We start from the raw sequence: 19,121 nt of genomic DNA on the forward strand, positions 1-19,121 counted from the left end.
GGCTTGACGGCATCACATATAAAGATATCTTTATGCGTGATGAAGCTGTCGGCGAAACAGGCTGTGGACGTGCTGCGCGCGGCGGGCGAGCCGACCCGTCTGCGCATCCTTGCGCTGCTGGAGCGGGAGGAGCTGGCGGTCCTGGAACTCTGCCGGGTTCTCGACCAGAGCCAGCCGCGGGTCTCGCGCCACCTGAAGCTTCTGGCCGAGGCTGGCCTTGTTGAGCGGTTCCCGGACGGGGCCTGGGTGTTCTACCGGCTCGCCGCCGCGGGCCGCCAGCGCGAGGTGATCGGGGAGGTGCTGGCGCGGCTCAATCCCGACGATCCGGGGCTGGCGCGCGACCGCCGCAAGCTGGACGACGTTCAGGCCGAGCGGTCCGCGGCGGCCCAGGCCTATTTCGCCGAGAACGCCGCCCAGTGGGACCAGATTCGCTCGCTGTATGTCTCGGACGCCGATGTCGAGGCCCAGGTGCTGAAGGTGGCTGGGCCGAAGCGCTTCCGCCGGCTCGTTGACCTCGGCAGCGGAACGGGACGCATGCTGACCCTGCTGGGGCCGCATACCGAGCAGGCGCTGGGTCTCGACCTCTCGCAGCAGATGCTCAACATCGCCCGGCGCAACACCACCGAGGCGGGCCTGACCAACGTCGAGCTGCGCCATGGCGACATCTTCGACACCCGGCTGCCCGACGCCTCCGCCGACCTGGTGGTCGTGCACCAGGTGCTGCACTACCTGGGCGATCCGGCGGCCGCCGTGAAGGAGGCGGCCCGGGTGGTGGCGCCGGAGGGCAAGCTGGTGATCGTCGACTTCGCCCCGCACAAGCACGAGTTCCTGCGCGAGCAGCACCAGCACCGCCGCCTCGGCTTCTCGGACGAGGAAATAGGCCGCTGGCTGGCGGAGGCCGGGCTGCCTCAGACCGAGCACTGCGCCCTGCCGCCGACCCGGGCCGATGGACTGACTGTTAAGATCTGGGCCGCACAACGCGCCCCGACTGCCTTGAGGAGCGCCGCATGAGTCCGACCGACACAGCCCTGGGCCCGATCGCCCGCGCGGGCGTCGGCGGCCAGCCGCGTCCGAACGTCTCGTTCGAGTTCTCGCCGCCCAAGACGGCGGAGGCCGAGGAGAAGCTGTGGGAGGCGATCCGCCGCCTCGAGCCGCTGAACCCGAGCTTCGTGTCGGTGACCTACGGCGCCGGCGGCTCCACCCGCGACCGCACGCATCGCACGGTGCTGCGTATGCTGCAGGAGACGGCCCTCAAGCCGGCCGCGCACCTGACCTGCGTCGAGGCCTCCCGCGCCGAGGTGGACGAGGTGATCCGCGACTACTGGGCCTCGGGCATCCGCCACATCGTCGCCCTGCGCGGCGACCCGCCCGGCCAGATCGGCGGCGCCTATACGCCCCGGGCCGACGGCTACGCCAACGCCACCGAGCTGACGGCCGGCATCCGCGCCATCGGCGACTTCGAGGTGAGCGTCGGGCTCTATCCGCACGTCCACCCCGAGAGCCCGTCCATCGACCACGACATCGATGTGCTGAAGGCCAAGATCGACGCCGGCGCCACGCGGGCGATCACCCAGTTCTTCTTCGACGTCGACGGCTTCCTGAGGTTCATGGACCGGGTCCGCAAGGCGGGCGTCACCATTCCGATCTCGCCGGGCATCATGCCGGTGACCAACTATGCGGGCCTGAAGAAGATGTCCGGCCCCATCGGCATCCAGCTGCCCGGCTGGCTGGGGAACCTGTTCGACGGCCTCGACAAGGATCCGGAGACGCGCCGCCTGATCGCCGCCTCGGTGGCCTCGGAGATGTGCGCGCGCCTCGCCGAGGAAGGCTTCGGCGACTTCCACTTCTACACCCTCAACCGCGCCGATCTCACCTACGCCATCTGCCGAGTGCTGGGCGTGCGCGAGCCGGCGCCGGAACCCAAGGAAGCTGCGGCATGACCCGACAGGAACGCATCGCGGCGCTGAAGGCGGCCGCCAAGGAGCGCGTGCTCATCCTCGACGGCTCCTGGGGCGTGATGATCCAGAAGCGGGGCCTGGCCGAGGCCGACTACCGCGGCGAGCGGTTCAAGGACGCGCCGGGCCAGCTCAAGGGCAACAACGACCTGCTCTGCATCACGCGGCCGGACATCATCGCCGACCTCCACGACCAGTATTTCGCCGCCGGCGCCGACATCTCGGAGACGAACACCTTCTCGGCCACCACCATCGGCCAGGCCGAGTACGGGATGGAAGCCGCGGTCCGGGACATCAACCTGCAAGGGGCCCGCATCGCCCGCGAGGTCGCCGACCGCTGGACGGCGAAGGAGCCGCACAAGCCGCGCTTCGTGGCCGGCTCCATCGGTCCGCTGCCGGTGATGCTGTCCATGAGCTCGGACGTGAACGACCCGGGCGCGCGCAAGGTCACCTTCGACCAGGTCTACGAGGCCTATTCCGAGCAGGTGCGGGCGCTGCACGAGGGCGGCGTCGACATGTTCCTGGTCGAGACGATCACCGACACCCTGAACTGCAAGGCGGCGATCAAGGCGATCCTCGACCTCGAGGACGAAGGCTACGAGCCGGTGCCGATCTGGATCTCGGGCACCATCACCGACCGGTCGGGCCGTACGCTTTCCGGGCAGACGGTGGAGGCTTTCTGGAACTCGGTGCGCCACGCCAAGCCGTTCGCCATCGGCCTCAACTGCGCCCTGGGCGCCGACCTGATGCGGCCGCACATCGCCGAGCTGGCGCGCGTGGCCGACACCCTGGTCTCGGCCTATCCCAACGCGGGCCTGCCCAACGCCATGGGCGAGTACGACGAGGAACCGCACCAGACCGGCCACCAGCTGCACGAGTGGGCCGAGCACGGACTGGTCAACATCCTTGGCGGCTGTTGCGGCACCACGCCGGATCACATCCGGCACGTGGCCGAGGCGGTGAAGGGGATGAAGCCGCGCCAGGTCCCGGAGCGGCCCCGCGCCATGCGGCTGGCCGGCCTGGAGCCGTTCGAGCTCGCCTGATGAAATCGCCAGACTGGTACGACGCGTGGTGCGAGGAGGCGTTCGCCGCCTTCGACGCCAAACAGAAACGGATGGACGAGACCTACGATCTGGGCTCGTGGCTCCGCTATGATTACGACACGGCCGCCGGAACGCTGACGTTCTCCGACGCCGCGGGCCCGCGCGTGATCGCCGAGATCCAGGTGGCGGGGAGCATCACCGCCGAGGACTGGCTGTGGGGCTGGGCCAACCCGCAGTGGCCCGAGGCCAGCACCGACGCCATGCGCCGGGTCCGGGATTTCGGCGCCGAGAACGGCATCGAGGAACTGACCACCGAACTGCTGGTCAGCGACGATCTCGACCGCCTGGGCTGGATGCTCACCGTCATCGCCGCCCGCGTCCTGGACGCCGAGGGCGGCTACTGCGCGCCGTCCGCGAACGGGGCGATCTACTTCCTCATTCGATCCATCAAGTTTGTGAGCTGATGCGCCCCACCTTCATCAACGTCGGCGAGCGGACCAACGTCACCGGCTCGGCGAAATTCCGCAAGCTGGTCGCCGACGGGAACTATCCCGAGGCCCTCTCGGTGGCGCGCCAGCAGGTCGAGGCGGGCGCGGCGGTCATCGACGTCAACATGGACGAAGGCCTGCTGGATTCGGTGGCGGCCATGCGGACGTTCCTGAACCTGATGGCGGCCGAGCCTGACATCGCGCGGGTTCCGGTGATGATCGACAGCTCCAAGTGGGAGGTCATCGAGGCCGGCCTGAAGTGCGTCCAGGGCAAGGCGATCGTGAATTCGATCTCCCTCAAGGAGGGCGAGGCGAAGTTCCTGGAGCAGGCCAAGGCCTGCCTGCGCTATGGCGCGGCCGTGGTGGTGATGGCCTTCGACGAGGTGGGTCAGGCCGATACTGCAGCCCGCAAGGTGGAGATCTGCAAGCGCGCCTACGACCTGCTGGTCGACAAGGTGGGCTTCCCGCCCGAGGACATCATCTTCGACCCCAACATCTTCGCGGTGGCCACCGGGATCGAGGAGCACGACAACTACGCCCTCGACTTCATCGAGGCCACGCGGCGGATCAAGGACGTCTGTCCTTATGCGCGGATCTCGGGCGGCGTCTCGAACGTCAGCTTCTCGTTCCGTGGCAACGAGCCCGTGCGGCGGGCGATCCACTCGGTCTTCCTCTACCACGCCATCGCCGCGGGCATGGACATGGGCATCGTCAACGCCGGAGACCTGCCGGTCTATGACGACATCGAGCCGGAACTGCGCGAGGCCGTCGAGGACGTGATCCTCAATCGCCCATCGAAGGACGGCGTTTCCAACACCGAGCGGCTGGTCGACCTCGCGCCGAAGTACAAGGGGCAGAAGGGCGAGGCCAAGGTCGTGAACCTGGCCTGGCGGGAGCAGCCGGTGGCGGCGCGCCTCAGCCACGCCCTGGTTCACGGCATCACCGAGTTCATCGAGGCGGACACCGAAGAGGCCCGGCTCCAGGCCGAGCGACCGCTGCACGTGATCGAAGGCCCGCTGATGGACGGCATGAACGTCGTCGGCGACCTGTTCGGCGCGGGCAAGATGTTCCTGCCGCAGGTGGTGAAGTCGGCGCGGGTGATGAAGCAGGCCGTGGCCTACCTGATGCCGTTCATGGAGGCCGAGAAGGGCGGCGGCGAGCGCCAGAGCGCCGGCAAGGTCCTGATGGCCACCGTCAAGGGTGACGTCCACGACATCGGCAAGAACATCGTCGGCGTGGTCCTGCAGTGCAACAACTACGAGGTCATCGACCTGGGCGTCATGGTCCCGGCCGACCGCATCCTCGATGAGGCCGAGAAGAACCAGGTCGACATCGTCGGCCTGTCGGGCCTGATCACGCCCAGCCTGGACGAGATGGTCTTCGTGGCCTCCGAGATGGAGCGGCGGGGCATGAAGATGCCGCTGCTGATCGGCGGGGCGACCACGTCCAAGACCCACACGGCGGTGAAGATCTCGCCGCGCTATCCGGCCGGCTCGACGACCTATGTGCTGGACGCCAGCCGGGCCGTCGGCGTGGTCTCCAACCTGCTGTCGCCGACCGAGAAGGCGCGGTTCCTGGCCGAGACCGAGGCCGACTATGCGAAGGTGCGCGAACAGTTCGCGCGCGGTCAGGGCAATAGGGCGCGGGCCACCATCCAGGAGGCGCGCGACAACGCCTTCACGCCCGACTGGACCGCCTACGACCCGCCGAAGCCGACGTTCCTCGGGACGCGCACGTTCACGCCGTACGACCTGCCGGAACTGCGCCGCCACATCGACTGGACGCCGTTCTTCGCGAGCTGGGAGCTGGTGGGCAGGTTCCCAGCGATTCTCGAGGACGACGTGGTCGGCAAGGCTGCGACCGACCTCTATGCCGACGCCCAGCGGATGCTGGACCGGATCATCCAGGAGGGCCTGCTGGAGGCCCGTGGCGTCGTCGGCTTCTGGCCGGCCAACGCCGACGGCGACGACGTGGTCGTCTACACGGACGAGTCCCGGTCGACCGAGCTCGCCCGCCTGCACACCCTTCGCCAGCAGATGCTGAAGACCGGGCCCGGCCAGGCGAACGTGGCGCTGTCGGACTTCATCGCTCCCGTGGGCGCGCGCGCCGACTACATCGGCGGCTTCGCGGTCACCGCCGGCCACGGCGAGCTGGCCCAGGCCAAGGCGTTCAAGGACGCCGGCGACGACTACTCGGCGATCCTGTTCACGGCGCTGGCCGACCGCCTGGCCGAGGCCTTCGCCGAGGCCATGCATCGCAAGGTCCGCACCGAACTCTGGGGCTACGCGCCGGACGAGCCGTTCGACCTCGATCACCTGATCGCCGAGCAGTACCGCGGCATACGGCCCGCGGCCGGCTATCCGGCCCAACCCGACCACACCGAGAAGGCGACGCTGTTCAAGCTGCTGTCGGCGACCGACGCGGCGGGGATCGAGCTGACCGAAAGCTTCGCGATGACGCCGCCGGCCGCGGTCTCGGGTCTCTACTTCGCCCATCCGGAGGCGCACTACTTCGGCGTCGGCCGAATCGAGCGCGACCAGGTGGAGGACTATGCCCGCCGCAAGGGCTGGGATCTCGCGACCGCCGAACGCTGGCTCGCGCCGATCCTCAACTACGAGCCGGCGTGACAGGGCCGGCCTGCGCAGTCCAGGATGGGCGAGAGAGGCCGAACGGCCCGGAGGAACGCCCATGCCCGAACTCGTCCACCTGCCGGCGGACGCGCCGGCCGATCAGGTCACCGCCATACTGGAGCGGGACGGGGCCTTGATCCTCGACGGCGCGCTGTCGCCCGATGACGTCGCGGCCCTGGTCGCCGAGCTCCGGCCCTACGTCGAGGCGACGCCTCCGGGCCAGGACGCCTTCAGCGGAAACCGGACTACGCGCACCGGCGCCCTCGTGGCCCGATCGCCGCTGGCGCGCAGCCTCGTAATGGACCCGCGCATCAACGCTCAGTGCCAGGCCGTGCTGGGGCCGAACTGCCACCGCTACCAGCTCCACCTGACCCAGCTCATCCGGATCATGCCTGGCCAGGCGGGCCAGCCGATCCACCGCGACCGCTGGGCGTGGGGCCGGCACGTCCGCGAGGTCGAACCGCAGCTCAACACGATCTGGGCCCTGACCGACTTCACCAAGGAGAACGGGGCCACCCAGGTCGTCCCCGGCTCGACGAAATGGGACGACGACCGCAAGGCCGAGCCGTCCGAGATCGTCCAGGCCGAGATGAAGGCGGGATCGGTGCTCGTCTACACCGGGAGTGTCTTCCACGCGGGCGGCGAGAACCGCAGCCAGGGCGACCGGTGGGGCCTCAACATCACCTACTGCCTGGGATGGCTACGGCAGGAGGAGAACCAGTATCTCTCCTGCCCGCCCGAAATCGCGCGCACGCTGGATCCGCAGCTTCAGGCGCTGCTCGGCTACGCCATGGGCAGCTATGCCCTCGGCTACTACACGCCGCCGCTGCCGCCCGGGCAGGGTCCCGAGGCGGTTCCGCCGGAGTACGCGCTGGGCGATGGCGCGCCGGTGGCGAGCCTGGGCGGCGCCGACCTGCTGGAGGCCGTCGTCGCCCGCACCCGCCCTGCCGAGGAGCCCGTCTGACGGCTCAGGCGACTGACAGCGCCACGTCCACGTTGCCGCGGGTGGCGTTGGAGTAGGGGCAGACTTCGTGCGCCCTGGCCACCAGCGACTCGGCGTCGGCGCGGTCGAGGCCGGGTAGGTCGACGTTCAGCGCCACAGTCAGGCCAAAGCCCCCCGCCGCGCGCGGGCCGATGCCGACCTCGGCGGTCACCGTGGCGTTGGCCGGGACTTTCGGGCCGCCCTGGCTGGCGACGAACTTCATGGCGCCGATGAAGCAGGCCGCGTAGCCGGCGGCGAAGAGCTGTTCAGGATTATTGCCTGCGCCGCCGCCGCCGCCGAGCTCGCGGGGCGTGGCCAGCGACACGTCGAGGCTACCGTCGAGGGTGGCGGCGCGGCCGTCGCGGCCCCCGGTGGCGCGGGCGGCGGTGCGATAGAGGACGTTCACGGACATGATGGGCTCCTGTCACTTGGTTGCGATTATATCGTGCACGATTGAAATGGTCTCTAGGCGCCACGTCGTCAACCGCTGGCGATAAAATCGTGCACGATTTATATTGGGAGAATGCCTGCCACCGATCCCCCGTCGCCCCGCCTCGACGATTTCCTGTGCTTCGCCGTCTACTCGGCCGGGCACGCCTTCAATCGCCTCTACCGGCCGCTGCTGGACCGGTTGGGCCTGACCTATCCTCAGTACCTGGCCATGGTCGCGCTGTGGGAGGCCGACGGCGTCACTGTCGGCGACTTGGGGCGGCGGCTGGGCCTAGAATCCAGCACGCTGACACCGCTGCTCAAGCGCCTGCAGGCGATGGACCTCGTCGCCCGCGACCGCGACCCGGATGACGAGCGGCAGGTGCGTATCCGGCTGACGCCCAAGGGGCGCGCGCTGGAGAAGCCGGCCTGCGCCGTGCCGGCCGAACTGGCCGCCGCCTCGGGCATCGGTCCCGAGGAGTACGGCAAGATCCGCGCGGGCCTGGATGCGCTGCGCGCAGCCCTGGATCGCGCCGGGTCCACGAACGCCTGACGCTCAGTCCTTGGGCCGGACGAAGTCCAGGCCGGCGTCGGTCACAGGGAAGGGCGCTCCGGGCAGGTAGAGCACGATCGGCCGCACTTCATAGACGGCTGAGGGATTGGCGGCCTGCAGGTCCCTGGCCGCCCGGACGGCCTTCTCCCGTGTGGCGGCCTCGATCACATAGAACCCCAGCAGATGTTCCTTCGTCTCGGCGAACGGGCCGTCCGTCACCAGGCCGCCGCGGACCGTGGCGGCAAGCGCGGTGGCCCCCAGACGGGCGGCCGGACCCAGGCGGCCGGCGGCAGTCAGTCGGCCATGGACGGCGTTGAGTTCCGCCATCAGCGCGTGGTCCTCGGGTTCGCTCCAGGCCTGGACGACCTGTTCCTCGTGATAGGCCAGAAGCGCGTAGAGCATCGGTCGTCCCCATCTCGTGCTGTCGTGTCGAGACTAGGACGGTCGCCGCTCCGGCGAGCCGACAATTTTTCTGCTCGCCATGGTGGCGCTTGTTGCGCGGCCCCCCATCTCACTGCCTCAACAGGAAGCTTGGAGTTCCCCATGGTCTCGCTCTACGACGCCGCCATCCCCGGCTATGTGCGGATGCTGAAGAATCTCGCGGCGTTCCTGGACAAGGCCGAGGCGCATGCGGCGACGACCGGCGTCGATCCCCAGACCTATCTCGATGCGCGCCTCGCACCCGACATGCATCCGCTGATGCGGCAGATCCAGATGGCGAGCGACGGCGCCAAGGGCGGCGCGGCGCGGCTCGCCGGTATCGATCCGCCGAGCTTCCCGGACACCGAGACGACCTGGGCCCAAGCCAAGGAACGGATCGCCAAGACCGTCGCGTTCCTCGAGACGATCAAGCCTGAGCAGGTGAATGGGGATGAAGACCGCGTCATCACGCTGAAGTTCCCGAACATGACGCTGAGCTTCACGGCCAGGGACTTCGTGTTCCAGTTCTCGCTGCCGAACTTCCAGTTCCACGTCGTCACCGCCTACGCGCTCCTGCGGCAGGCCGGCGTACCGCTCGGCAAGATGGACTTCCTGGCGGGTGGCACGCCCGTTCAGACCGCCTGAGCTGTCCTGGCGCCGCCCTCGGACGGGGGCGGCGCTGGGCGCCGCGCGTCCGACCGCGTAAACCGGACCCATGATGTTCAACATGGGCTGCGGGCTCCGGAAGATGCCCGGCTACGTCAACGTCGACTCGGCGCCCGAGGCCGAGCCCGACGAGGTGTGGGACCTGGAGCAGACGCCTTGGCCGTGGGCCGATGACTGCGCTGAGCAGGTGCTCTTCATCCACTCCCTGGAGCACATGGGCGGCGATCCCAAGGTGTTCCTGGCGATCATGAAGGAGCTCTACCGGATCCTCCAGCCCGGCGGGACGGCGCACATCCGCGTGCCGCATCCGCGCCACGACCATTTCCTGGGCGACCCCACCCACGTGCGGGCGGTCACGCCCGAGATGCTGAAACTGTTCGACCGTCGGAAGAACATCGCCTGGCGTGACGGTGGTTACTCCAACACGCCACTGGCGCTCTACACCGGCGTCGATTTTGAACTGACCGAGACCAGGATCATCCTGGAGGCGGCCATCGATACCGCCCTGAAGGATAGGAGCCTGAGTCGGGCCGACGTCGAGACCATGCTCCGGGAACGCAACAACATCGCCACCGAGTACCGCTTCACGCTCGTCGCGCGGAAGGACTGAGGCGCCGGTTCAGTTGTTCGCGATCCGGGCGTCCATCTGGATCTTCGTGGTGTGGTCCCGCGCTTCCTCGCGCCGACGTTCGAACTCCGCGCGGTCCATGCAGCGCCGGGTGGGGATCTTGGAGCCGAGGATCGGATCGTTGAAGCAGACGCGCTTGGACTTCAGATCGCCCTTGCCTTCCCGCAGGCCATAGCGGATCGGCGCCTCCACCTCGGCCGGCGCAACGGTGGTGGCGGGGCGGCCGGGATCGGCGCGCATGTGGATCGCCTCGCCCGGGTCCGAGAGGCTGGGCGTCGCCGTCTGCAACGCCGTCGCCAGGATGATGGCCAACATGGAACAGTCCCCGCGGGCGAATGGCGTCAGGGAGGCGCCGCGCCCGCGTGCATCCTGCGCGCGAAGCGGCGATCGGCCAAGCCGCAAAACCAGTCCACTTCCGCCCGAGCGGTGCTGTCCCGCCCAGCCGTCCGTTGCGAAAACGCAGAGCTGCCATGCGAACTCACCGATCGGAACGATTCAGCGACACTGGTATCTCATGATCGTCCCAAAGGACGGCCCCGCTCCCCACGGGGTTCCCCAGACTGAAGGCAAGACGATGCTGCTCTCTAACCTCCGCACCCTGATCCATCGCGCCACGCCCGCTGTCCTGATGACGGCGATGTTCGGCCTGGTGTGCGGGTTCGCAACGGTCGGCATGGTGGGCGTGGCTTGAGACTTTCGGCACGCCGCACAAGCCAGGGCCCTCGCGGGCCCTTTTTCGTGCGCGATGGGCTTTAGCCCTGGTTCACCCCGAGTCGGGACAGGATCGCCCGGACATAGGTGGGCCCCACGGCGACGGAGACCCCGTCGCGCACCACCAGCGAGACCAGCCCCTTGCCCAGCCGCTGCACCTCCTGCACGCGGGCAAGATTGACGAAGGCCGAGCGATGGACCCGGGTCAGCATCTGGGGGTCGAGGGTCTGTTCCAGCGCCGCCATCGTCGCCCGATGCATGTGGCTGCGGGTCGCGGTGTGCAGCAGGACATAGTCGCGAGCGGCTTCGATCCAGTCGATATCCTCGGCCGCGACGCGGACATGGCCGTGGCGCGTCTGCACCCAGAAGGCCGCGGGCTCAGATGCGGATTCCAAGGCCTCGGGCGCCTGCGCCGCCGCGGCCTTGAGGTCGCGCCGGCGCCTCGCGCGCTCCACGGCCTGGCGGAGGCGGTCGAAGCGCACGGGCTTCAGGAGATAGTCCGCCGCTTCCACCTCGAACGCGTCTGCCGCATACATCTCGAAGGCTGTGACGAAGACGATCTCCGGCCGCTGGTCGGGATCGAGCGCTGCGGCCACCGACAGGCCGCTGCGTTCCGGCATCTGGATGTCCAGGAGCACGAGGTCGGGCGCGAGCGCCTGCATCGCCTCCAGCGCATCCCGCCCGTTGGTCGCCGCGCCGACCAGTTCGACGCCAGGGATCTGCGCCAGGAGCGCCTCCAGCCGCTCCAGCGCCGCGGGCTCGTCGTCGACCAGAAGCACCCGCATATCAGGCCGCCGCCGCGACGCCTGGAGCCGTGGCCCACTGCAGCGGCATTCGGATCATGACCAGGAACCCGCGTTCCCGCGCGGTGGTCTGCAGGACGCCGCGCTCGCCGTAGAGCACCTCCAGCCGTTGGCGCACGTTGCGCAGGCCAAGCCCCGCGCCGCGGGCGGGCTCGCCGCCGCCCTCGGCGTCGTCCTCCACAAGCACCACCAGGTCGTCGCCATCCCGCGCGGCCTCGAGGCGAACTGTGACCGGCCGGGTGGTGCGCGAGACGCCGTGCTTGATCGCATTCTCGACCAGGGGCTGCAGGAGAAAGCTGGGGGCCAGGGCCTGCCGCAGCTCGGGCGGGCAGGCGAACTCCACGCCCAGGCGGTCACGGAAGCGGACGCTCTCGATCTCCAGGTAGGCCTGCAAGGTGGCGAACTCGTCCTCCAGGGGCGTGAGGCCCGCCGGATCCGCGGCCAGGGTGACCCTCAGGAACTCGGCCAGTCTCTCCAGCATCGACTCGGCCTCGGCGTTGCGGCCGGTGATGACCGCGGAGGACACCGCGTTCAGGGTGTTGAACAGGAAGTGCGGATTGAGCTGGTAGCGCAGGGCCGCCAGTCGGGCGGCGGTGGCCGCCGCCTCCGCCTCCGCCGCCTTCGCGCGCGCGTCGGCGAGCTGGCGCTCGCGGTCGCGGACCGCCGTGTTGGCGTGCAGCATCATGAACAGTCCGCCCAGCAGAGCGAACATCCAGGACAGGCCGAGAAGGTTGGTGACGCCTCGGAACCGCCGCTGCGCCGCGTCCATCATCGGCCCGTCGGGGTCGAAAAGCCGCCGGAGCAACTCGCCGAGCGTGAGGTCGGACAGAGAGGTCAGGGCGCCGCAGACGATCGAGATCCCCGCCAGCGCCAGGTATCGGGTGAGCGCCGCGCTGGCGCGCGTGCGGGCCGTTACGACGTACACCGCCGGAGTGAGGAGCGCGCCGGTCGTCGCCACCAGCACGACGCTCGCCCACGACGAGGCCGCGACCGGTCCATTCAGTGAGGACGGAAGCACGTAGAGGAAGACGTCCAGCGTCCAGACCGCGAGCGTCAGCCAGAGCGCCTGGCGCACGGTCTGACTGTCGAGGTGGCGGGCCGCAGGCGGGATCATCGCGCGACCATAGCGCACAAGTGGCGGTCGGACGCCCGGCTTCGTCGCGCCCTGCGCGGGTCCCGTCGACAAGGGGCGGCGGAGTTTGTCGTGCGACCGGCGGGTTTCGTCGCCCCGGCGCGGGCGGTCCGGCGCCGGTCTCAGCGCGGCTGACGCGGCGCCCTCGGCCGGTCAGGTTCCGCCCCGACCGCAACGACCGATATCGATGGAGCCTAGTCCCTTGAACCTGCGTCCCGCCCTTGCCGCCCTTGCCGCCGCGGCCCTCATGTCCACGTCCGCCGAGGCGGCCCAGATCTTCCGCCAGACCTTCACGAACGGCCTCGGCGCGAACGAGTCCGTCGGCGGTCGGTTCGCTGTGAAGGACGGCCAGGCCGGCAACGTGAACGGGTCCAAGAACTACGACTACTCCTGGTACCAGCTCGTGCTCGACCTGACGGACTACACCGATGCGACGATGACGTTCGACTACGACATCCTGTCCGAATATCGGTACGACGGGTTCAACGTCGTGGCGGCCACCGGCGAGGTCGATCCGCCGAACGGCCTGCTTGTGCCGACCACGCCCGGCTTCTACGGCCCCATGGGCAACAGTCTCTCGAAGCTGGGGCCGACTGCGCTTTCCGGCGATCAGCGAGGTTCGGTCGCCTTCGACCTGACGCAGTTCGCCGGGCAGGCCGTGACGCTGCGGTTCCAGTATCAGTCCGACTACTTCGCCTTCAATCGCGGGGTCATCTTCGACAACATCCTGGTGACGGGCACACGGGCCGCAGGCGCGGTGCCCGAGCCCGCGACCTGGGCGATGCTGCTCATCGGCTTCTTCGGCTCGGGCGCACTGCTGCGCCAGTCGCGGCGGCGCTACGCCCTCACGGGGCATTGACCGTGGCGCGCGGGCATCGATGGAGCTGGCGCGCCGCGGGTCTGGTTCTGGCGGCGGCGTGTCTCCTCGCCGCTCCGGCGGCGGCGGAGCAGAGCGCAGCCTCTGCCGCGGCCAGGGGGCGGGTGACGCCGTTCTCGGTCCAGGTGACGGACCCGTCGCTGCCCGCGCCCGCGCGAAAGGCGCTGGCCGGCAAGGTCGGCGCCCTGGTGGAGCGCGCGTTGGCGACGCCGGCCCTCCACGACCCCCGCGGCTTTAGCATCCGCCGCTCGGTCTCGATCCACGGCCCGCAGGATGGCTTTCCCGCCCGCCAACCTGCGCGGGCCGAGGCGGTGCTGATCCCGCAGGAGATCGACCTGGAGAGTGGGGCAAAGCCCGACGCGGCCGGGACCTACATGGGTCGGCTGGAGGGGCCCACGTTCCGCATCTTCGTCAACGACCTGATGGCGCTCTACGCAAACTCGAACGGTGGCGAGGACGCGTCCAGGACCGTTCAGCACCTGCCCCTGCAGGTGGGGACGGCTCAGGGCTTTCCGGTCTTCCGCGTCGGCATCCGGGACGTGGTTCTGGTCGCCCGGACCGGCCGGCTGCCGTGGACCTATGTCACCAAGGGTGAGCGGCTCCAGGGCCTGATCGACGAGACCCGCGCCACCATCGCCCAGATCGGCGGTGTCCCGCACCCGAAGATGCAGGCGACCCTCGACCAGCAAACCGCCGCGCTCGCCGCGCTCAGTTCACAGGAGCGCAGCGCGCCGGCCTGCGTCAGCGCCCGGCTCCGGGAGCCGTTCGGAGACTGCGCCGCCACAGGGGCGACGCACTACGTGCGGCCCAACCCGGCCTACTTCGATCCGGCCGCGCCGAAGGATGCCGTGCAGCTCGTGATGGTCGGCGCGCCGGCCGAGGGCGGTCATGGCCATCCCCGCCTGGAGCCGAAGCTGCGCGCCGCCGCCGCCGCGCTGGACTACCGGGCGATCCAGGCGAGCCTGGACTGACAGGCCTCAGCGCGAGCCCTGGCCGTCATCGACCTTGATGCAGGTGCCCGTCACGGCGTCCGAGGCAGGCGAGACCAGGTAGAGCAGGGTGCTGTCCAGCTGGGCAGGGTCGCCGATCCGCTTGCGCGGGAAGCCCTGCGAGATGTCGCCGACCCGCGAGAGCATGCCGTCCATCATCTCCGACGAGAAAGCGCCGGGCGCGATGGCGTTGACGTTGATGTTGTTGCGAGACCACTCGACGGCCAGGGCCTCGGTCATCCGGACCACGCCCATCTTCGTTACCGAATAGAGCGCCGCCCCGCCGCCGGCGTAGTTGAAGGCGGCTACGGAGGCGATGTTGACGATCCGGCCCGGCTTCTCGGCGGCCATCAGCCGGCGCGCGACCTCGCAGGATAGGATCCACGGGGCCCGAAGGTTCACGTCGATGACCCGGTCGATCAGCTCCAGCGGCATCTTGTGAGCGCGCTGGGCGTCGGGAATGCCGGCGTTGTTCACCAGGATCGTCACCGTGCCGAACGCCTGCTCGGCCTGGGCGACGGCGGAGACGAGCTGGTCGGCGTCGGTCACGTCCAGCGACACCGGCAGGGCTTCGCCGCCGGCATTGCGGATTTCCGCGGCCAGCGTCTCCAGGCGATCGGCCCGCCGCGCGGCGATAGCGACCTTGGCTCCGCAGGCCGCCAGCACGCGGGCGAAGCGCAGGCCCAGGCCCGACGATGCGCCAGTCACCAGGGCCACCTGGCCGGTGAGGTCGACGGACGCGTTCGGCAGCGGATAGGTCATGGGGCTTTCTCCTCTTAGCTGGCGAACAAAGCGCGGCTGCCGCGGCGGGAGGGAAGTCCATCGTTTCCTGACGCCGGGATGAACGCTCGCCTCCGATTGGGTTCAGGCCGGGCCGCTTAGGTTCGGCTCCAACATCGCCGGAGAGGGGCTTCCCGACCGGCGCAGAAGGAGACCAGAGCCATGACCAACAAGCTGATGAAGGCCGCGATGGCCATGACCGTGGCGGGCGCGGTGGCGCTGCCCGCGAGCCAGGCCGCCGCCGCCTCAAAGACCGAGAGCGCCCTGCTCGGCGCCGTGCTGGGCGGTGTCGCCGGCGCCGCCATCGGGGATGGCAAGACCGAGGCCGTGGCCATCGGCGCCGTCGCCGGCGCAGCCCTGGGCGCGGCGGTGAACGACGGCAAGAAGGACCGTCGCTACTACCGGAACGGCTACAGCTACCGGTCCAGCCAGCCCTACTCCCGCGACAGCCGTTACCGCAGCTACGACCGGACCTACTACGGGCGGGACTACGACAACCGCTACCGCTACGGCGGCGACCGCTACGGCTATCGCTACTGAGTTCAGCCGACTGCCGAACGGGTCGAGGCGTCCGCGAGCGCGGGCGCCTCTTCGCGTGCGTAAGAGGGCGCGCGCAGCGTCCTTACCCATTTTGTGGATTTCGAGTCATCCACGGCGAAGCTGGCCACGTATTTGCAGGTGAGAGCCCGATCTGCCTGCGCCGTTCCCCCTTTGGGGCGACATTTCCGCCGGTGGATTGTCTCTCGTTGTGACGCTCCCCCCGGCGTCGCAGCGTCGAGGTTGGTTTCCTGCGCCGTGTCCCCCGCACGGCGAACGGGTCAGGAGCGGTCTCATGATGGCGACCATGATCGCCAGTCTGGGTGGTTGGAGCCGCGGCGCCGGGTGCGCCGGCGGCCCATTTGCGCTGGCTGAAGCCTCTGTCGAGGCGAGACAAACCGTCGCGCCTGCCGCACGGTTAACGACCGTTTGGCAAAAATGTGGCACCTTCACCATAAGCGGCGGCGCGCAGCGCCAGTCGCAGCTTGGTGATCACAGCGTCGAGTCCGTCTTGCGTCTCCCTTCGAACGATATTCGCGATCGCGCCGTCGCGGGGAGCCTGGGCTCATGACCGTTGGGACCTTTGATGGCGGGCCCCGGGGCCGCAAGCGCGGCGTGGCCGCGGCGTTGCTGACCTGGCTGTGGCCGCAACCGCAACACCAGAGGGATCGCCGGCCCGCGCTGATCGGTGGGGTGCTGGGCTGGATGTGGCCCACCGCGCTGCATGACGAGCGGTTCGGACGCCGCCACGGACTGATGGCCACCGTCTTCGGTTGGGCCTGGCCCACGGGCGTTGACCGCGGGGTCAGCCGCTGGTGGCGACTGAGCTGGCTGTGGAGCTGGGCCTGGCCGGGCCGCGTGCTCGGTCCCGACGGCGAGATCTGCCCGCTGGCCCCCTGGCATCCGGCCGTTCGGCCCGAGTTCTGCCCTGGCGAGCCTTGGCACCGCCGAATGCATCGGCACGGGCCGGTGATGTTCATGATGTTCTCGGCCAGCGCCATCGCCGCGCCCAGCCTGATGGAAGGGCAGGGCGTTCTGGATGGCGGCCGGATCAGTCTGTTCCGGAGCGGCGACACGGGTGGCGCGACCGGCGGTCAGGGCGGAACGGGACCGACGGAAACGGGCGGCGGCGGTCCGCAGGGGCCCGATGGCCCGCTGACGACGCCGAGCCCTGGCGACCTCTCGGGTCCATCCGACTCGCCGGGCGACTCCGGCGACACCTCGCCTCCGGGCCAGCCCGACAATTCCGGTCCGTCCGGTTCCGACGGCGGTGACTCCGGCACGCTTCCCGGCGGTGGTACGCCTCCCGGCGGCGGGACGACGTTCCTTGACCCCGGTCCCGGAGGCGGAGACGACCTGGCCCCGCCCGAAGGCCTTGGCTTCGGCGGGGGCGGTGGTGGCGGTGGCTCTGGCGGCTCCGGCGGCGGCGGCGGCGGCGGCGGCGGCGGTGGCGGTGGCCCCGGCCCGACCGAGACCGGACCCTCCGATCCGGATCCTTTCGACCCCGGTCCGACGGGCCCCGATCCGTTCGATCCAGCGCCTCCGGGCCCTGGCCCCGGAATTCCCGGACCCGGGACTCCCGGGACCGAACCTCCGACGGGTGGCCCCCCAGGCGGCGGCGGGACCTTCCTGCCGATCGATCCTCCCGGCGGTGGCGGGCCTCGTGACGAGCCCGGCGGCGGCGGCCCTGGCGACACGGCGCTCGTCCCTGGCGGACCCGGCGCGATCCCCGAGCCTTCGAGCTGGGCGATGATGATCCTGGGCTTCGGGGCCGTCGGCTATGTGATCCGGCGCCGCCGGATCGTCGCCCGGGTGGCCTGAGGCGCCGACCGGTCAGTAGCGCTCATCGTAGCGGGGCTGATACGGGCGGGCCGGCGGCTCCCAGCGCGCCTCTGCGTCGTCATAGGCCCGCTGGCGTTCCCAGGCCCTGCGGCGTTCCTCCTCGTAGGCCCGCTGGCGCGCCTCCTGATAGGCGCGCTCGGCCTCTGCGGCCTCCAGGCGGCGCTGCCGCTCCGCAGCCTCTTCCACCTGCCGGCGCTGGGCCTCCGCAGCCTCGGTCTGGGCGCGGACGGCCGCGAGCTGGGCCTCGGTGATGGCCCTGGCCCGGGCCTCGGCTTCCGCGCGATCCCTGGCGGCCTGCTGTGCGGCGGCCCGCTCGCGATGACGGCTCGCGGCCTGCGCGCCGCAGGTCCTGAGGTCGACCAGACCCTGTTCCGATCCCGTCAGCGACGTCGTCATGGGTTCTGCGCCGAGCCAGGCGATCCCGAGGGTCCCGCCCTTTCGGAGGGCGCGCTCGGTCTCCTCCGACAGCACAAGCTCGCCCGTGTCGTCCTCGGACCGCAGCATCAGGTTGGCGTACGGGGCCTTGTCGATGCGGATCGGCAGGAAGGCCCGCGCCGGCAGATCGGCCTTGGAGAAGCGCAGGCTCAACAGTTCCCCGTCCGAGGTCAGGCTGACCGGCGCCACGGCGCCTGACCGGCCCGATAGCTCGAGTTCCACGCGACAGCCGGCTTCGGTGGGGGTGACCACCCAGGCGGGATTGGGGAGTTGGGAAGGGCGGGCGGCGACGGTCTCGCCCGAAAGAAGCGCAGCAGCCACTGCGCCCCCGATGATCGCTCTGATCACGACGGCTCCTGACTGACACGCGTCGCAAAGATACGGCCGTTCCGCGCAGACAGCTAGGGGCCGGGCGGTCGCGGGTGCTAGACCGCGTTCAGCATAACATTGGGAGGCGAGGCATGGCCCGCATATGGATGATGGCCGCAGCGGCGGCGGTGAGCCTGGGGGCGGCAGCCCCGGCCTGGTCGGCGCCCCCGGCGCATATCGCGGCGGCCCTGGCGGACGGGAGCCGGCCGGCGGAAGAGGTCGGACGCGACGCGGCGCGCAAGCCTGGCGAATTGCTGGAGTGGTCCGCCGTGCAGCCGGGTCAGAAGGTGGCCGACCTCGTCATGGGCGGCGGCTACTTCACTCGCATCCTCTCGGCCGCGGTCGGGCCGAAGGGACACGTCTATGCCTACCAGCCCGAGGAGTTCATCAAGTTCCAGGCGAGCTATGGCGAGAACCAGAAGAAGGTCGCCGGGGCGTACGCCAACGTCACGCCGATCACCTCGACGTTCGCCGATCTCGACCTGCCGGACAGTCTGGACCTCGTGCTGACGGTTCAGAACTATCACGACTTCCACCTCACACCGTTCCCGAAGGACACGGCGCAGAAGGTCAACGCCGAGGTGTTCAAATCCCTGAAGCCGGGCGGCCTCTATGTGATCGTCGACCATGTGGCCCTGCCAGGGTCCGGCCTTGGGGCGGCGATGAAGGTGCACCGGATCGATCCGTCGATCGTGAAGGCCGAGGTCGAGGCGGCGGGCTTCAAGTTCGAGGGCGAGAACGCGCTGCTGAAGGACGCAGCCGATCCGCATACCGCCAACGTCTTCGACCCGGCGATCCGCGGAAAGACCGACCAGTTCGTCTACAAGTTCCGCAAGCCGAAGTGACCGGCCG

Annotated in this window: 21 protein-coding genes and 1 pseudogene; 15 read left to right on the top strand and 7 right to left on the bottom strand. The window is 69.7% G+C overall.

Annotated elements, in window-relative coordinates; translation table 11 throughout:
- Positions 1 to 39: 39 nt before the first annotated feature.
- From DJ019_RS11045 to DJ019_RS11070, 6 genes are all read left to right on the top strand, one after another.
- Entirely contained in the window at positions 40 to 1,011 is a 972-nt protein-coding gene (locus DJ019_RS11045) for an ArsR/SmtB family transcription factor (protein ID WP_111276086.1), read from the top strand.
- A complete protein-coding gene (gene metF / locus DJ019_RS11050; RefSeq protein ID WP_111276087.1) occupies positions 1,008 to 1,940 on the top strand; it encodes a methylenetetrahydrofolate reductase [NAD(P)H] in 933 nt (310 codons plus the stop codon). Before DJ019_RS11045 ends, metF begins: the two co-directional genes overlap by 4 nt.
- A complete protein-coding gene (locus DJ019_RS11055; RefSeq protein WP_111276088.1) occupies positions 1,937 to 2,998 on the top strand; it encodes a homocysteine S-methyltransferase family protein in 1,062 nt (353 codons plus the stop codon). The genes metF and DJ019_RS11055 overlap by 4 nt, the downstream gene beginning before the upstream one ends.
- On the top strand, positions 2,998 to 3,462 hold the full coding sequence (locus DJ019_RS11060) for a DUF6882 domain-containing protein (protein ID WP_111276089.1): 465 nt from the start codon (positions 2,998 to 3,000) through the stop codon (positions 3,460 to 3,462). The genes DJ019_RS11055 and DJ019_RS11060 overlap by 1 nt, the downstream gene beginning before the upstream one ends.
- Positions 3,462 to 6,113, top strand: a complete 2,652-nt coding sequence (metH, locus tag DJ019_RS11065; protein WP_111276090.1) for a methionine synthase — start codon at positions 3,462 to 3,464, stop codon at positions 6,111 to 6,113. Before DJ019_RS11060 ends, metH begins: the two co-directional genes overlap by 1 nt.
- Before the next feature lie 61 nt (positions 6,114 to 6,174).
- Positions 6,175 to 7,080, top strand: coding sequence for a phytanoyl-CoA dioxygenase family protein (locus tag DJ019_RS11070; protein WP_111276091.1), 906 nt, complete (start codon positions 6,175 to 6,177; stop codon positions 7,078 to 7,080).
- A gap of 4 nt (positions 7,081 to 7,084) precedes the next feature.
- On the opposite strand, the gene DJ019_RS11075 is transcribed toward DJ019_RS11070, so the two are convergent.
- Positions 7,085 to 7,504, bottom strand: coding sequence for an organic hydroperoxide resistance protein (locus tag DJ019_RS11075; protein WP_476742282.1), 420 nt, complete (start codon positions 7,502 to 7,504; stop codon positions 7,085 to 7,087).
- Positions 7,505 to 7,621: 117 nt separating this feature from the next.
- Between DJ019_RS11075 and DJ019_RS11080 the strand changes: the two genes are divergently transcribed.
- The gene (locus tag DJ019_RS11080) at positions 7,622 to 8,080 is read left to right on the top strand and encodes a MarR family winged helix-turn-helix transcriptional regulator (RefSeq protein WP_111276093.1); all 459 of its coding nucleotides are present in this window, start codon (positions 7,622 to 7,624) and stop codon (positions 8,078 to 8,080) included.
- Between the two features lie 3 nt (positions 8,081 to 8,083).
- Here the strand turns inward: DJ019_RS11080 and DJ019_RS11085 are convergent, their stop codons facing one another.
- The gene (locus DJ019_RS11085) at positions 8,084 to 8,482 is read right to left on the bottom strand and encodes a YciI family protein (protein ID WP_111276094.1); all 399 of its coding nucleotides are present in this window, start codon (positions 8,480 to 8,482) and stop codon (positions 8,084 to 8,086) included.
- Positions 8,483 to 8,623: 141 nt separating this feature from the next.
- Between DJ019_RS11085 and DJ019_RS11090 the strand changes: the two genes are divergently transcribed.
- Both DJ019_RS11090 and DJ019_RS11095 read left to right on the top strand, forming a co-directional pair.
- Entirely contained in the window at positions 8,624 to 9,145 is a 522-nt protein-coding gene (locus DJ019_RS11090; protein WP_111276095.1) for a DUF1993 domain-containing protein, read from the top strand.
- A gap of 70 nt (positions 9,146 to 9,215) precedes the next feature.
- Complete coding sequence (locus tag DJ019_RS11095; RefSeq protein WP_111276096.1) at positions 9,216 to 9,776, top strand: class I SAM-dependent methyltransferase; 561 nt, start codon at positions 9,216 to 9,218, stop codon at positions 9,774 to 9,776.
- A 9-nt stretch (positions 9,777 to 9,785) separates the two neighbouring features.
- Here DJ019_RS11095 and DJ019_RS11100 read toward each other — a convergent pair whose 3' ends face one another.
- The 3 genes from DJ019_RS11100 to DJ019_RS11110 all read right to left on the bottom strand — a co-directional run bounded on the left by DJ019_RS11100 (position 9,786) and on the right by DJ019_RS11110 (position 12,422).
- The gene (locus DJ019_RS11100; protein WP_111276097.1) at positions 9,786 to 10,109 is read right to left on the bottom strand and encodes a hypothetical protein; all 324 of its coding nucleotides are present in this window, start codon (positions 10,107 to 10,109) and stop codon (positions 9,786 to 9,788) included.
- Between the two features lie 437 nt (positions 10,110 to 10,546).
- Positions 10,547 to 11,290, bottom strand: a complete 744-nt coding sequence (locus DJ019_RS11105; RefSeq protein ID WP_111276098.1) for a LytR/AlgR family response regulator transcription factor — start codon at positions 11,288 to 11,290, stop codon at positions 10,547 to 10,549.
- A 1-nt stretch (position 11,291) separates the two neighbouring features.
- On the bottom strand, positions 11,292 to 12,422 hold the full coding sequence (locus DJ019_RS11110; RefSeq protein ID WP_133255286.1) for a sensor histidine kinase: 1,131 nt from the start codon (positions 12,420 to 12,422) through the stop codon (positions 11,292 to 11,294).
- Between the two features lie 220 nt (positions 12,423 to 12,642).
- Between DJ019_RS11110 and DJ019_RS11115 the strand changes: the two genes are divergently transcribed.
- On the top strand, positions 12,643 to 13,299 hold the full coding sequence (locus tag DJ019_RS11115) for a PEP-CTERM sorting domain-containing protein (protein WP_165843984.1): 657 nt from the start codon (positions 12,643 to 12,645) through the stop codon (positions 13,297 to 13,299).
- A gap of 2 nt (positions 13,300 to 13,301) precedes the next feature.
- Positions 13,302 to 14,288 (top strand): hypothetical protein, encoded by a 987-nt coding sequence (locus DJ019_RS11120; protein WP_133255287.1) that lies wholly within the window; start codon positions 13,302 to 13,304, stop codon positions 14,286 to 14,288.
- Between the two features lie 6 nt (positions 14,289 to 14,294).
- Here the strand turns inward: DJ019_RS11120 and DJ019_RS11125 are convergent, their stop codons facing one another.
- Positions 14,295 to 15,068 (bottom strand): SDR family NAD(P)-dependent oxidoreductase, encoded by a 774-nt coding sequence (locus tag DJ019_RS11125; RefSeq protein WP_111276102.1) that lies wholly within the window; start codon positions 15,066 to 15,068, stop codon positions 14,295 to 14,297.
- 180 nt (positions 15,069 to 15,248) lie between these two features.
- On the opposite strand from DJ019_RS11125, the gene DJ019_RS11130 reads away from it, so the two are divergent.
- The 3 genes and pseudogenes from DJ019_RS11130 to DJ019_RS21675 all read left to right on the top strand — a co-directional run.
- Positions 15,249 to 15,626, top strand: a complete 378-nt coding sequence (locus DJ019_RS11130) for a glycine zipper 2TM domain-containing protein (protein WP_111276103.1) — start codon at positions 15,249 to 15,251, stop codon at positions 15,624 to 15,626.
- A 292-nt stretch (positions 15,627 to 15,918) separates the two neighbouring features.
- Positions 15,919 to 16,194 carry a hypothetical protein gene (locus DJ019_RS20780; protein WP_133255288.1) on the top strand — a complete coding sequence of 92 codons (276 nt, stop codon included), beginning with the start codon at positions 15,919 to 15,921 and terminating at the stop codon, positions 16,192 to 16,194.
- A 1,151-nt stretch (positions 16,195 to 17,345) separates the two neighbouring features.
- Positions 17,346 to 17,444 (top strand): annotated as a pseudogene (locus tag DJ019_RS21675) (PEPxxWA-CTERM sorting domain-containing protein); the annotation flags it as partial.
- Between the two features lie 12 nt (positions 17,445 to 17,456).
- Here DJ019_RS21675 and DJ019_RS11140 read toward each other — a convergent pair.
- A complete protein-coding gene (locus tag DJ019_RS11140) occupies positions 17,457 to 18,248 on the bottom strand; it encodes a hypothetical protein (protein WP_111276105.1) in 792 nt (263 codons plus the stop codon).
- Between the two features lie 113 nt (positions 18,249 to 18,361).
- Here DJ019_RS11140 and DJ019_RS11145 point away from each other — a divergent pair, with 113 nt between their 5' ends.
- Positions 18,362 to 19,114: a class I SAM-dependent methyltransferase gene (locus tag DJ019_RS11145; RefSeq protein ID WP_111276106.1), complete on the top strand. Its 753-nt coding sequence runs from the start codon at positions 18,362 to 18,364 to the stop codon at positions 19,112 to 19,114.
- Positions 19,115 to 19,121: the final 7 nt, after the last annotated feature.

The sequence above is a fragment of the Phenylobacterium kunshanense genome (assembly GCF_003254525.1).
GTDB lineage: Bacteria > Pseudomonadota > Alphaproteobacteria > Caulobacterales > Caulobacteraceae > Phenylobacterium > Phenylobacterium kunshanense.